This window comes from Rudaea sp. (assembly GCF_036383415.1).
In the GTDB taxonomy this organism is placed as follows: Bacteria; Pseudomonadota; Gammaproteobacteria; order Xanthomonadales; family Rhodanobacteraceae; genus Rudaea.
The window spans coordinates 1-11,805 of record NZ_DASVOK010000379.1; the positions used below are offsets into that span (position 1 = coordinate 1).

The window sequence follows — 11,805 nt, forward strand, 5'->3', positions numbered from 1 at the left end:
TCTTCGGCAGCGACTGACGGATGCCCGCGCCCATCACGAGATATTCGGCGAGGTCGGAGCGCAGCAGGTTGTCGGTCGGATGGAATTTTCCGTCCGCTTCGCCATCGACTAGGCGATGCGCGACGCCGTGCTGGATCGCGCCCGCGGCCGGGCTGCCGGCGATATCGCCAAGGCCGGTGTAGCCGCTCGCCTTGGTGAACTTGATCGTGCCGGTGACGGTGCCCGGGATTGCATAGCCGTTGGTGACATGCGCCGGGTCAAGCCCGGTGCCGCTGACCGAGCCGATACCGCGCACGGTGACCGTCCACGTGCCGGCCTTGCCGGGCGCGCCGACCGAAACGTTCGGCGCCTCCTGAGGCAACGAGATCGACGAGCCGTACTTGTTGCCGTCCGGATCGATCAGCACGAGCGCCACGGTCTGGCCGGTCGGAGGCGTCGCGCTGGCATTGACCCAGGCCGTGTCGCTGCTGACCTGGAAGGTTTGCGCCCCGGTCGTGCCGACCGGCGAGAAGGCGACCGAGAACGGCACGCTGCCGCCGTCGGCTTCGATCGCGTTCGCATTGAACGTGCGCAGGCTGTTGACTGTCTTGCCGAAGCCGCTGCGCGCGCCCGACGCCTCGCTCAGCGCGGCATAGGCGTTGACGTAGCCGGCGCCGTCTTCCCATGCGGCATAACCGGGGATATTGGTCGCGCTGCGCTTGAGCAGGTCTTTCACCTGGTCGGGCGTCAGGTTCGGATTGGCTTCGAGCAGCAGCGCCGAGATACCGGCGGTGTGCGGCGTGGCCATCGAGGTGCCGCTCATCGTGGTGTAGAACGGGATGTACGCCGGATTGAGATTGGCATCGTCCTGCGCGGCCAGCGGCGGCAGCGCGCCGAGGTTGTCGCGCGTCGAGATGACAGCAACGCCCGGCGCGGTGATCACCGGCTGGTTGTAGTACGTCCATTGCTTGCCGTCGGGCATCGTGAACGTGCCGGATTCGAAACGCGCGCCGCGCGAGGAGAAGTCGGCGAGCTTGCCCTGCTTGTCGCCGGCAGCAACCGAGGTCACCCAAGGCGCCTGCGCGTATGGATTGTGCGTGTCCTCGCCGGGACCGTCGTTGCCGGCCGCAAACGCGACGAACATGCCGCTCTTGTAGGCCTCGTAGCTGGCGATATTGACTGGATCGGTCGGATCGAACTTGCCCGAGGTGCCCCACGAGTTGGAAATTGCGCGGATCGGCGCGGCGAAACGGAACTGGTTGACCAAGGCGTAGTCGAAGCCGCCGATCGAGTCGAGCACGAACAGCACCGCGCCCGAGCCGTAGCCGACCAGCTTGGCGCCGGGTGCCACGCCTGCGTACAGCCCGTTCGAGCGCGCGCCGGTGCCGCCGACGATGCCGGCGCAATGCGTACCGTGGCCGGACGAGGTGTCGGTATTCGGCACGCCCTCGACATAGGTGACCGGAGCGGGGTCGCCGACGAGGTTGTACAGGTTTAGCGCGGCATAGACGTTCTGCACGACGTGGTCGCCGTAAGTCAGGTCCAGATGCGTCGCGTCGATGCCGGAGTCGTTGACCATCACGCCGACGCCGAAGCCCTTGTACGGGGTCGGGCGGCCGAAATCGCCCGGGTTTGCCTGTGCGCGCGCGACGCCGGTGATTTCGCGCGACTCTTGGTTGTAGAACTTCAGCTGCTTGTTCGGAAAGATCGACAGCACATCGCTGCGGCCCGCCAGCGCCTGGATTTGTGCCGGTGTCGCGATCGCGCCGGCGATCGGTAGACGCTGCATGGTCACGGCCTGATTGATGCCGAGACCGCGCAGGAACGCAACCTGGTCAGCGGTCGGCGCCGCCGACTGATTGAAGGTGACGACGACTTCGAGCTTGTCGGTCGGAGTGGCAGTGGCGAGAGCGGTTTGCAGGTCCGAGGCGAGGCGCGCATCGGCGAAGACGCTGCTGCTGAGGATGCAGCCGGCGATGGCCAGCGCAAGACGATTGCTGCTGAGGTTACGTTTGTGCATGAGATGCCCCGAAAAGATTGGACAGAACGGTGCGCGTCACCTGTATTCGTCTCCGAATTCAGCGACGCGGTGGCATCATCATGCGGGCGGAGGATGTTCCGGGGTATCGGGGAAGTCACCCAGCGGGACTAGGGGAAATTCCTCATGCACAGCGACGAAGTTGGCAAAAAAATTGTCAAGTCTTCGGCGTTTTTTGCGTACACAGCCGGCGATGCGAGTGCACCGCCGGCTGCGGCTTTTGCCGGCAAACGATTTATTTCTGCGGGGTGAAGCTCACGGTCAGATAACCGGAGCGCCCCGGCGTGTTGTAGCCATAGGCGAGCTGATAGTCCCTGTCGCCGAGGTTCTCCAGACGGGCGCCGATGCGCCACTGCGGATTAACCGCGTAGCTCGCATGCAGGTTGACGATGGCGTAGGCGCCGAGCTTGCCGTCGAAGTCGTCCGCGCGGCCAGCGTAGACGAGTTCCGCGCCGGCACTGAACGTGTCGCTCAGTTGCACATCGAACACGCTGTTGAATTTCTGCTTCGGTCGGCGCAGCAGCTGCGCGTCGGTGTCCTCGTTGCGCGGATCCTGCAGGGTCAGCGTGTTCGTCCACGAATACGCGCCGGCGTGCCAGTTGTGGGTCAGCTCCAGGCCGTCGATCGCGGCGTGATTGATGTTGATCGCCTGGAACGTGGCGCCGCCGGAGAAATCGATCAGGTCGCGCACGCGCGTGGTGAACGCGCGCGCTTCGAGGCGATTGGAAGCGTCGACCTTCCACTCGAGGCCGATCTCGCCGGTGCGCGAGCGCTCGGGGTCGAGTAGCGGATTGCCGGCGTAGTAGCCGCCGTAGCCGGGCGAGTAGAGCTGGCTCAGCGTCGGCGCGCTGAACGCGGTGCCATAACTCGCGGTCAGGCGCAGGCTGTCGCTCAAGCGGTAGCCGCCCGCGATCGAGCCGGAGAACTCGCCGCCGAAATCGCTGTTGTGGTCGTAGCGGCCCGAAACTTCGCCGTCGAGTGCGTCGGCCTGCGCGCGCCAGCCGGCGAAGACGCCGCTGTTGTCGCGCGTCTTGTCGTACTGCGTCGTGCCGCCGAAGGTGTCGAGGCTGCGGCCGCGATCGTGCACGCTGTCGAAGCCGGCGATGAGGTGCTGATTCGCGGCGATCGCGAAATCGTTGGTCCACGACAATTGCTCGCGCGTGGAGCGATAGGCCGAGCCGAACGCGGGCGTGTCGATATTGGTGCGCGTCGTGCCGACGGCAAGCCGGTGCTGCCAGTCGGCCGTGATCGCGCCTTCGAGGTTGACGCCGATGGCCTGGTCGAGCGTGTGCGAAATGCCGGGTCCGAAGTCGCCGTTGTCGAAACTCTGCGTGCCGACGCTGCGGAACGCGCTCGCCGACAAGGTCTGCGTGCCGAGCTTGTACCAGGCTTGCGCGACTTGGTTGTGGTTCTGCATCGGGTTGTCGTCGGGGTTGTAGACGTAGGGACCGGCGAGCACGTTCGAGGCGGAAAATCCGTCGACGTTGCGGCCGCCGGCCTGCGCCGAGACGCCCCACGCATCAGTCTGCATGCCATAGCCGACGCTGCCGTCGGCGCTGCCGTAGCTGCCGACGCTCGCGGCGAGATGCGCGCCGTCGAGCTTGCGCGTGAATATCTGGATCACGCCGCCGACCGCGTCCGAACCCCAGTAGCTCGCGCGTGGGCCGCGCACGATCTCGATGCGCTCGACCGCGTCCAGCGGCAGGTTCTCGAACGCGAACGCACCGGTGTTCGCCGAGGCCACGCGCACGCCGTCAATCAGCACGAGCACATGGTTGGAATTCGTGCCGCGCAGGAACACGCTGGTCTGAAATCCGGCTCCGCCGAGGCGCGCGACATCGACGCCGGCCTGCAGGCGCAGCACTTCGATCAGATCGGGCGCGCCGATCTTCTCGATGTCGGCACGCGTAATGATGGACACGTCGGCCAGGCTCGCATCGACCGTCTGCGCAACGCGCGAGGCGGTGACTTCGATGGTCGGTTGCAACTGCGCTTCCTGAGCCTGCGCGATCGAGACATGGACGAGGCCGCCGCCAAGTGCGGCGCCGACGGCGAGGGACAAAAGGGATTTTTGCGACATTTTATACTCCGAAAGCACACCCGCTGAAAGGCGCGGCGCGGGAGGTTTCGGAGAGGAGTAGCGGCGTGCGGACGACGCGCGATACGCCCGTCCGTTGCCCACCGCAACGCAAGCTATGGGATCGCGACGCGATCCCGACGCAGGCCGGTCTCCGGGCTTGCAAGCACCGAGCATCGGCCCGGTTCATCGATCGCCTTCCCATGCGCATGCACAGTGGCGCGTGATCGAAGCAAAACTTGCTTACCGTTGCGGGGGCAGCGCTGAATTCACATCAGCTTCCCGTTTCACCCGGATTTCAAGGACTCGTCCGGGCACCTGCGAGGCGCGCAGTGTAGGGAGGGGGAGGCTGCGAAGCAAGCATCGCAGCCCCGTCAATCGCGATCGGTACGCGTCTCGACGCCCAACAACTCACCCTCGTCGCTGACGCGCAAGGCGATCTCGATCGGCTTGCAGCATACGGCGCAATCCTCAATGTAGCTCTGCGATCCGGCGGACAGATCGACCTGCGTCTCGAAGCTCTCGCCGCAGTACGGACAATCGATGCGCACGAATTCGAGTGCCATGTCGCTCATGCTTCGCGGCCCTTGTCCGGCAGGAACAGCGTAATCAGGTCGTTGAGGAAACGCTGGCCCGATTCGGTCGGGTGCAGCCGGTGGCTTTCGATCGAAAGCCAGTCGCGCCGGACGGCTTCGTCGATCTGCGACTGGATTGCGCCGAGGCCAAGCCCGGTCGTTGCATGAAAATCCGCAAGCGGGATTCCTCCCGCCAGGCGCAATCCGTTGAGCATGAATTCGAACGGCAACTGCTCGCGTGCGACCGCGTCGTCGCCACCGATCACGCGTTCCGATTGCGCATGTTCGAGATAGCCGCGCGGCGCGCGCACTTTCCAGCGGCGCCGCACCCGCAGCGTGTCGGTCGCGTCAAGGCTCGAATACTTGCCGTGCGCGCCGGCGCCGATACCGAGATAGTCGCCGAAGTGCCAGTAGTTCAGGTTGTGCGCACTTTCGCGCCCCGGCCGCGCATAGGCCGACACCTCGTAGTGACCGAAACCCGCCGCGGCGATGCGCGCCTGACAGGCTTCCTGCATGTCCCAGGCGCTGTCCTCGTCGGGCAGCGGTGGCGGATTCGCGGCGAACTGCGTGTTCGGTTCGAGTGTCAGCTGGTAGTGCGAGAGGTGCGGGGTGCCGAATGCGATCGCACGATCGATGTCGGCCAGTGCACCGGCCAGCGTCTGCTGCGGCAGCGCATACATCAGGTCGAGGTTGAGATTGTCGAGGCCATCGTCCTGCGCGCGCTTGATCGCACGCTCGGCCTGCTGCGCATCGTGGATGCGGCCGATGCGCTTGAGTGCGTCATCGTCGAAACTCTGCACGCCGAAGCTGAGGCGATTCACGCCGGCGCGGCGATACGCGGCGAAATCGCCGTGCTCGACCGTGCCCGGATTCGTTTCCATCGTGACCTCGATGCCCGGCGCGAAGGCGAGGCGCACGTTCGTGCCGTCGAGAATGCGTCCGATATTGTCCGGCGAGAACAGGCTCGGCGTGCCGCCACCGAAGAAGATGCTGCGCAGCGGCCGGCCGTGAGCCAATGGCAGGTCGCGATCGAGATCGGCGAGCAGCGCGTCGACATACTCGCGCTGTGGCAGCGCATCCGGCGCATTGTGCGAATTGAAATCGCAGTACGGGCATTTGCGCACGCACCATGGGATGTGGATGTAGAGCGAGAGCGGAGGCAGCGTCATCGCTTTTCTGCGTCGAGCAACTCGCGCAGGCGCGCGAGCGCGAGGCCACGGTGGCTGACGCGGTTCTTGACCGCGGGATCGAGTTCGCCCGCAGGCCCCTGCGCTTCGGTGAAGAATACGGGGTCGTAGCCGAAGCCCTTGTCACCCTGCGGCGCGTGCAGGATGCGTCCGCGCCAGAGGCCTTCGGCGATCAGTGGCGCGGGATCGTCGGCGCTGCGCAGCAGGACGAGAGTGCAATGGAAGTGCGCGCTGCGTTGGTCGTCCGGCGCATCGCGCAGCACATCGAGCAGCTTGGCGTTGTTCGCAGCATTGTTGCCGTGCTCGCCCGCGTAGCGCGCCGAGTACAGGCCCGGCGCGCCACCGAGCACGTCGACACAGATGCCGGAATCGTCGGCGAGCGCGGGCAGGCCGGACAGGCGCGCGGCATGGCGCGCCTTCAGCAGTGCGTTCTCGACGAACGTGATGCCGGTTTCCTCGGCGTCGGCTATGCCGAATTCGCTTTGCGCGACGAGTTCGATTTCGCTGTCGGCAAGCACCTCGCGGATCTCGGCGAGCTTGCCCGGATTGCTGCTCGCCAGGACGATCTTACGCACTTGCCAAGGCCTCTTGCTGGAACTGCAGCAGCTCGCTGATTCCCTTCTGTGCGAGGCCAAGCAGCGCATCGAGCTCGTCGCGGCGGAACGCGTGGCCTTCGGCCGTGCCTTGCAGTTCGATAAAGCCGCCGCCGTCGTTCATGACGACGTTGAGGTCGGTGTCGCAGGCGGAATCCTCGGGGTAGTCGAGATCGAGCACCGGCGTGCCTCGGTAGACGCCGACCGAGATCGCGGCGATGGCACCGAGGATCGGCGCCTTCTTCAGCACGCCGCGCTTCGTCAGCGAGTTCACCGCGTCGACGAGCGCAACGTAGGCGCCCGTGATCGCGGCGGTGCGCGTACCGCCGTCGGCCTGGAGCACGTCACAGTCGAGCGTGATCGTGCGTTCGCCGAGCGCGGCGCGGTCGACGCATGCGCGCAGCGAACGACCGATCAGACGCTGGATTTCCATCGTGCGTCCGCCCTGGCCGCCGCGCGCGGCCTCGCGCTGGGTGCGCTCCTTGGTCGCGCGCGGCAGCATGCCGTACTCGGCCGTGACCCAGCCCTCGCCCTTGCCGCGCAGGAACGGCGGCACTTTTTCCTCGACGCTGGCCGTGCACAGCACGCGCGTGTCGCCGAACGCGATCAGCACCGAGCCTTCGGCGTGGCGCGTGTAGCTACGTTCGATCGTGACCGCACGCAATTGGTCGGCGGCGCGGCCGCTGGGGCGTTGGAAATTCGTCATCGGATTGCAGTCGTCATGTCGTCGAGGGACGGTATTGTAGTTTGAGCGGAGAAAATTTTTGCTCGCCGCTCCGCGCGAGGGCCGAAATGGCAGCTTTCCGCGCCCATTTCGGGCTGCATACCTGGCGTCCCGCTATACTTCGCCTCCGAATTCCGCAGCGACACCGCCCATGATCCGCAGCATGACCGCCTTCGCCAGCGCCGACGCCGACACGCCGTGGGGCGCGCTGGGCTTCGAATTGCGCTCGGTGAACCATCGCTATCTCGAACTCGGCCTGCGCCTGCCCGACGAATTGCGCGCGATCGAGCCCGCGCTGCGCGAACGCGTCGCGGCCAAGCTCACGCGCGGCAAAGTCGACCTGAACCTGCGTTTTCGCGCAAGCGAGGCCGCGGCCAGCGAGATTCGCCTCAATGACGCGATACTCGACAAGCTCGAAGCGACTGCCGCGCTGTTCGCCGAGCGCTTTCCCAAGCTCAATGTCGATTTCGCCAGCCTGCTGGCTTGGCCGGGCGTACTCAAGCGCGAGGAAGTCGATCAGGAAGGCCTGCGTGCAGCGGCGCTTGACCTGCTCGATCGCGCGCTCGCCGACATGGTCGCGACGCGCGCGCGCGAGGGCGAACGCCTCGGCGGCTTTCTGCGCGAACGCCTCGACGGCATCGCGCGCATCGTCGCCGACGTGCGTGGCTGGCTGCCCGACATCCGCAAGGCATTGCGCGCGCGACTCGAAGCCAAGCTTGCCGAGATCATGCAGTCGACCGAATCGCTGCGCGCGGACAACAGCCGGCTCGAACAGGAACTCGTGCTGCAACTTTCGCGCATCGACGTGGACGAAGAGCTCGACCGCCTTACCGCGCATATCGCCGAGGCGCGGCGCATTCTTGGTTCGCCCGAGCCCGCAGGGCGACGATTGGATTTCCTTATGCAGGAATTCAACCGCGAGGCGAACACGCTCGGCTCCAAGTCGGTCGATTCGCGCACCACGCAGGCCGCGGTTGAGCTGAAAGTGCTGATCGAGCAGATGCGCGAGCAAGTGCAGAATATAGAATAGGCCGATGTCGGGAACCCTCTACATCATCGCCGCGCCCTCGGGCGGCGGCAAAACCAGCCTTACCCGCGCGCTGCTCGAGCGCGAGCCGAACATCGCCCTGTCGGTGTCCTACACCTCGCGCCTGCCGCGGCCGGGCGAGGTTGACGGCGTGCATTATCACTTCGTCTCGCGCGGCGTGTTCGAGGAGATGATCAAGCGCAGCGAGTTCTTCGAGCACGCCGTCGTGCACGGCGATCTCAAGGGCACGGCGCGCACCGCGGTCGAGCGCACGCTCGCGTCGGGCAAGGACGTGCTGCTCGAGATCGACTGGCAGGGCGCGCGCCAGGTGCGCGCGCAGATGCAGGATACGGTCAGCGTCTTCATCCTGCCGCCGTCGCGCGTCGAGCTCGAGCGCCGCCTGCGCTCGCGTGCGCAGGACTCGGAGGCGACGATCCGCCGCCGCCTCGCCGATTCGCGCGAAGATATCGCGCATGCGGTCGAGTTCGACTACATCGTGGTCAACGACGATTTCGCGACCGCGCTGTCCGACCTGCGTTCGATCGTCACGACGCGGCAACTGCGTGCAAACAATCAGCGCGAGCGCTTCGCCGCGTTGCTTGCCGACCTGCTCAAGGATTGATTCGCGCGTGAATCCCGACATCGATATCGTCAAGACCGAAGTCCTTTCTGACAACTGGTACGTGTTGCGCAAGATCACGTACCGCATGCGCAAATCCGACGGAACCTGGGTGGAGCGCACGCGCGAAGCCTACGATCGCGGCAACGGTGCGACGATCCTGCTCTACGACCTGAAGCGCCGCATGGTGCTGCTGACGCGGCAGTTCCGCCTGCCGACCTACGTCAACGGCAATGCCTCGGGCATGCTCGTCGAGACCTGCGCGGGTCTGCTCGACGCGGACAACCCCGAGGACGCGATTCGCCGCGAGACGCGCGAGGAGACTGGCTACGAGGTCGGCGCAGTGCGCAAGGTGTTCGAAGCCTATATGTCGCCCGGATCGGTGACCGAGATTCTGCATTTCTTCGTCGCTGAGTACTCGGCGGCCGCGCGCGTAAGCGATGGCGGCGGCGTCGACGACGAGGACATCGAAGTAGTCGAGATGGATTTCGACGCGGCGCTGGCCGCGATCGGCAGTGGCGCTATCCGCGATGGCAAGACGATCATGCTGCTGCAATACGCCGCGCTGCATCTGTTCGCGGCGTGAATCTTGCGTGGCTTGCACGCGCGCGCCTGACGACGCGCTTAACCGCGATTTCACACAGCTTCCGTTGCCTGCGGCCTTCCGGTAAGGTGACTGCATCCGGGCGCGTCATGCGCCGTTTTCTTGTTTGAGATGAGCACCGAACCGCAAGCGCCCACTGCCGGCAATGCCCCGACTCCTGATCCATTGATCCGGATCCGTGGCCTGTCGACCGTGCTCAATGGCAAGATCATCTTCGACAAGGTCGATCTCGACATTCCGCGCGGCAAGATCACCGCGGTCATGGGGCCAAGCGGCACCGGCAAGACCACGCTGATGCGCCACATCACCGGCCAGCTTGCGCCCGATGCGGGCGAGGTGTGGGTCGACGGAAAGAATGTCGTCAAACTCGACCGTGCGCAACTGTTCGCGCTGCGCGAGAAGATCGGCTATCTGTTCCAGAATTCGGCTCTGCTCACCGACTACTCGGTGTTCGAGAATGTCGCGTTTCCGTTGCGCCAGCATCTCGACCTGCCCGAGGTGCTCGTGCGCAATCTCGTGTTGACCAAGTTGCAGGCGGTCGGTCTGCGCGGTGCGGCCGAACTGATGCCGCATGAGCTGTCGGGCGGCATGATGCGGCGCGTGGCGCTCGCGCGCGCGATCGTGCGCGATCCGATGCTGATCATCTACGACGAGCCCTTCGTCGGCCTCGATCCGATCGCGCTCAACCAGATCCTGAAACTGATCCGCACGCTCAACGACACGCTCGGCGTCACCAGCATCCTCGTCGCGCACGAGCTGGCCGCAATCCGCCAGGTCGCCGACAGCATCTTCCTGATCGCCGGCGGCAAGATCGCCGAGCACGGCGCACCCGACGAACTCGCCAAAGGCGAGACGCCGTGGACCAAGCAGTTCTTCACCGGTGCGGTGGACGGTCCGGTGCCGTTCCAGTATCCGGCGCCGGATTATGCCGCACAGTTGGGGTTGGCATGAGCGCCGTGCGCAAGCCCTCCTATCTCGTCGACGGCATCGCCCAAGTCGGTGCCTGCGGCTTGTTCCTGCTGCAGATTCTCAAGGCGGTCCCCGCCAGCCTGCGTCACATCAAGGAAACGATCCGCCAGATCTGGTTCGTCGGCGCGATGAGCCTGACCATCATCATGACTTGCGGCCTGTTCGTCGGCATGGTGCTCGGCCTGCAGCTCTACTATGTACTGTCGATCTTCGGCGGCACCGCGGCGCTCGGCACGGTGGTGTCGCTGTCGCTGTACCGCGAGCTGGGGCCGGTCGTCACCGCGCTGCTGTTCGCTGGTCGCGCCGGCACCTCGATCACGGCCGAGATCGGGCTGATGCGTGCGACCGACCAGATCTCGGCGATGGAGATGATGGCGGTCGATCCGCTCGCCTATGTCGTCGCCCCGCGTTTCATCGCCGGGCTCGTCGCGATGCCGCTGCTCGCCTGCGTGTTCAACGCGCTCGGCATCTTCGGCGCGCATCTGATCGGTGTGAGCTGGCTCGGCCTCGACAACGGCACGTTCTGGTCGAACATGACCTCGAGCGTGGACGTGTGGAAGGACGTGATCAACGGCGTGTGGAAGAGCGTCGCCTTCGGCGCGGTCTGCACCTTGATCGCGACCTTCCAAGGCTACACGACCGCGCCGACCAGCGAAGGCGTAGCCTACGCGACGACGCGCACCGTGGTGTTTTCCTCGATCGCGACGCTCGCGCTCGATTTTGTGATGACTGCCTTCCTCATGTAAGGCAAGGGACCAACGATGGCACAACGACAATCCTTCCAGGTCGGCACCGGGCTGTTCATCCTGCTCGGTTTCGCCGCGCTCGCCTACCTCGCGACGCAGACGACTTCAGTCGCGAACTTCAGCCAGGGCGACAGCTACGATCTCAAGGCGCGCTTCACCAACGTCGGCCAGCTCAAGCTGCGCGCGCCGGTCAAGGTTGCCGGCGTGCGCGTCGGTTCGGTCGCGAACGTCGTGCTCGAACCGGACAAGCTCGACGCGCTCGTCACGCTGTCGATCGACAAGCGTTTCAGCCAAATCCCCGATGACTCGGCCGCGGCGATATTCACCAGCGGTTTATTGGGTGACCAGTATGTTGCGCTCCAGCCGGGCGGTTCGCCGGACATGTTCAAGAACGGCGACGAAGTCGTGTTGACGCAGAGCTCGATGCAGCTCGAGGAATTGATCGGCAAGTACCTCGTCGGCAGCGGCGACAAGCCGGGCGCCGGCAAGGCCGACGACACCGCAAAGCCCGCGGCGAAACCGTAGGCAGGGACGAACGACGGATGCATGGGCATCCGCGAACATTGAAAAGGTGACGTATGCGCATTCTGTATTCTCTGCTCTGTGTACTCGCGTTGGCGACGGCGACTCCCGCATTCGCGGACACGCCCGCGCCGAACCAGGTCGT

General features: G+C 65.3%; 13 protein-coding genes and 1 riboswitch. Of the genes, 7 read left to right on the forward strand and 6 right to left on the reverse strand.

Features of this window, described 5'->3' with window-relative positions:
- The coding region (locus VF497_RS14015) for a S8 family peptidase (RefSeq protein ID WP_330889757.1) at positions 1-1,999 on the reverse strand (1,999 nt) is incomplete at its 3' end.
- Positions 2,000-2,143: 144 nt separating this feature from the next.
- Here VF497_RS14015 and VF497_RS14020 point away from each other — a divergent pair.
- A complete protein-coding gene (locus VF497_RS14020) occupies positions 2,144-2,269 on the forward strand; it encodes a hypothetical protein (RefSeq protein ID WP_330889759.1) in 126 nt (41 codons plus the stop codon).
- Here VF497_RS14020 and VF497_RS14025 read toward each other — a convergent pair.
- The 5 genes from VF497_RS14025 to rph form a co-directional block, all read right to left on the reverse strand.
- The gene (locus tag VF497_RS14025) at positions 2,253-4,097 is read right to left on the reverse strand and encodes a TonB-dependent receptor domain-containing protein (RefSeq protein WP_330889761.1); all 1,845 of its coding nucleotides are present in this window, start codon (positions 4,095-4,097) and stop codon (positions 2,253-2,255) included. The two genes, VF497_RS14020 and VF497_RS14025, sit on opposite strands and share 17 nt — an antisense overlap.
- Before the next feature lie 125 nt (positions 4,098-4,222).
- Positions 4,223-4,431, reverse strand: a riboswitch (cobalamin riboswitch).
- Positions 4,432-4,468: 37 nt separating this feature from the next.
- Positions 4,469-4,669: a CPXCG motif-containing cysteine-rich protein gene (locus tag VF497_RS14030; protein ID WP_330889763.1), complete on the reverse strand. Its 201-nt coding sequence runs from the start codon at positions 4,667-4,669 to the stop codon at positions 4,469-4,471.
- The gene (hemW, locus tag VF497_RS14035; protein WP_330889765.1) at positions 4,666-5,838 is read right to left on the reverse strand and encodes a radical SAM family heme chaperone HemW; all 1,173 of its coding nucleotides are present in this window, start codon (positions 5,836-5,838) and stop codon (positions 4,666-4,668) included. Before hemW ends, VF497_RS14030 begins: the two co-directional genes overlap by 4 nt.
- Entirely contained in the window at positions 5,835-6,431 is a 597-nt protein-coding gene (gene rdgB / locus VF497_RS14040; protein WP_330889768.1) for an RdgB/HAM1 family non-canonical purine NTP pyrophosphatase, read from the reverse strand. The genes hemW and rdgB overlap by 4 nt, the downstream gene beginning before the upstream one ends.
- The gene (gene rph, locus VF497_RS14045; protein ID WP_330889770.1) at positions 6,424-7,155 is read right to left on the reverse strand and encodes a ribonuclease PH; all 732 of its coding nucleotides are present in this window, start codon (positions 7,153-7,155) and stop codon (positions 6,424-6,426) included. The genes rdgB and rph overlap by 8 nt, the downstream gene beginning before the upstream one ends.
- A 169-nt stretch (positions 7,156-7,324) precedes the next feature.
- Here rph and VF497_RS14050 point away from each other — a divergent pair, with 169 nt between their 5' ends.
- The 6 genes from VF497_RS14050 to mlaD all read left to right on the forward strand — a co-directional run bounded on the left by VF497_RS14050 (position 7,325) and on the right by mlaD (position 11,663).
- Positions 7,325-8,203, forward strand: coding sequence for a YicC/YloC family endoribonuclease (locus VF497_RS14050; protein ID WP_330889772.1), 879 nt, complete (start codon positions 7,325-7,327; stop codon positions 8,201-8,203).
- 4 nt (positions 8,204-8,207) lie between these two features.
- Entirely contained in the window at positions 8,208-8,822 is a 615-nt protein-coding gene (gene gmk, locus VF497_RS14055) for a guanylate kinase (RefSeq protein ID WP_330889774.1), read from the forward strand.
- A gap of 7 nt (positions 8,823-8,829) precedes the next feature.
- Complete coding sequence (gene nudK / locus VF497_RS14060; RefSeq protein WP_330889776.1) at positions 8,830-9,405, forward strand: GDP-mannose pyrophosphatase NudK; 576 nt, start codon at positions 8,830-8,832, stop codon at positions 9,403-9,405.
- A 129-nt stretch (positions 9,406-9,534) separates the two neighbouring features.
- Entirely contained in the window at positions 9,535-10,374 is an 840-nt protein-coding gene (locus VF497_RS14065; RefSeq protein WP_330889777.1) for an ABC transporter ATP-binding protein, read from the forward strand.
- Positions 10,371-11,138 carry a lipid asymmetry maintenance ABC transporter permease subunit MlaE gene (mlaE, locus tag VF497_RS14070; protein WP_330889779.1) on the forward strand — a complete coding sequence of 256 codons (768 nt, stop codon included), beginning with the start codon at positions 10,371-10,373 and terminating at the stop codon, positions 11,136-11,138. Before VF497_RS14065 ends, mlaE begins: the two co-directional genes overlap by 4 nt.
- Before the next feature lie 15 nt (positions 11,139-11,153).
- A complete protein-coding gene (mlaD, locus tag VF497_RS14075) occupies positions 11,154-11,663 on the forward strand; it encodes an outer membrane lipid asymmetry maintenance protein MlaD (protein ID WP_330889781.1) in 510 nt (169 codons plus the stop codon).
- Positions 11,664-11,805: the final 142 nt, after the last annotated feature.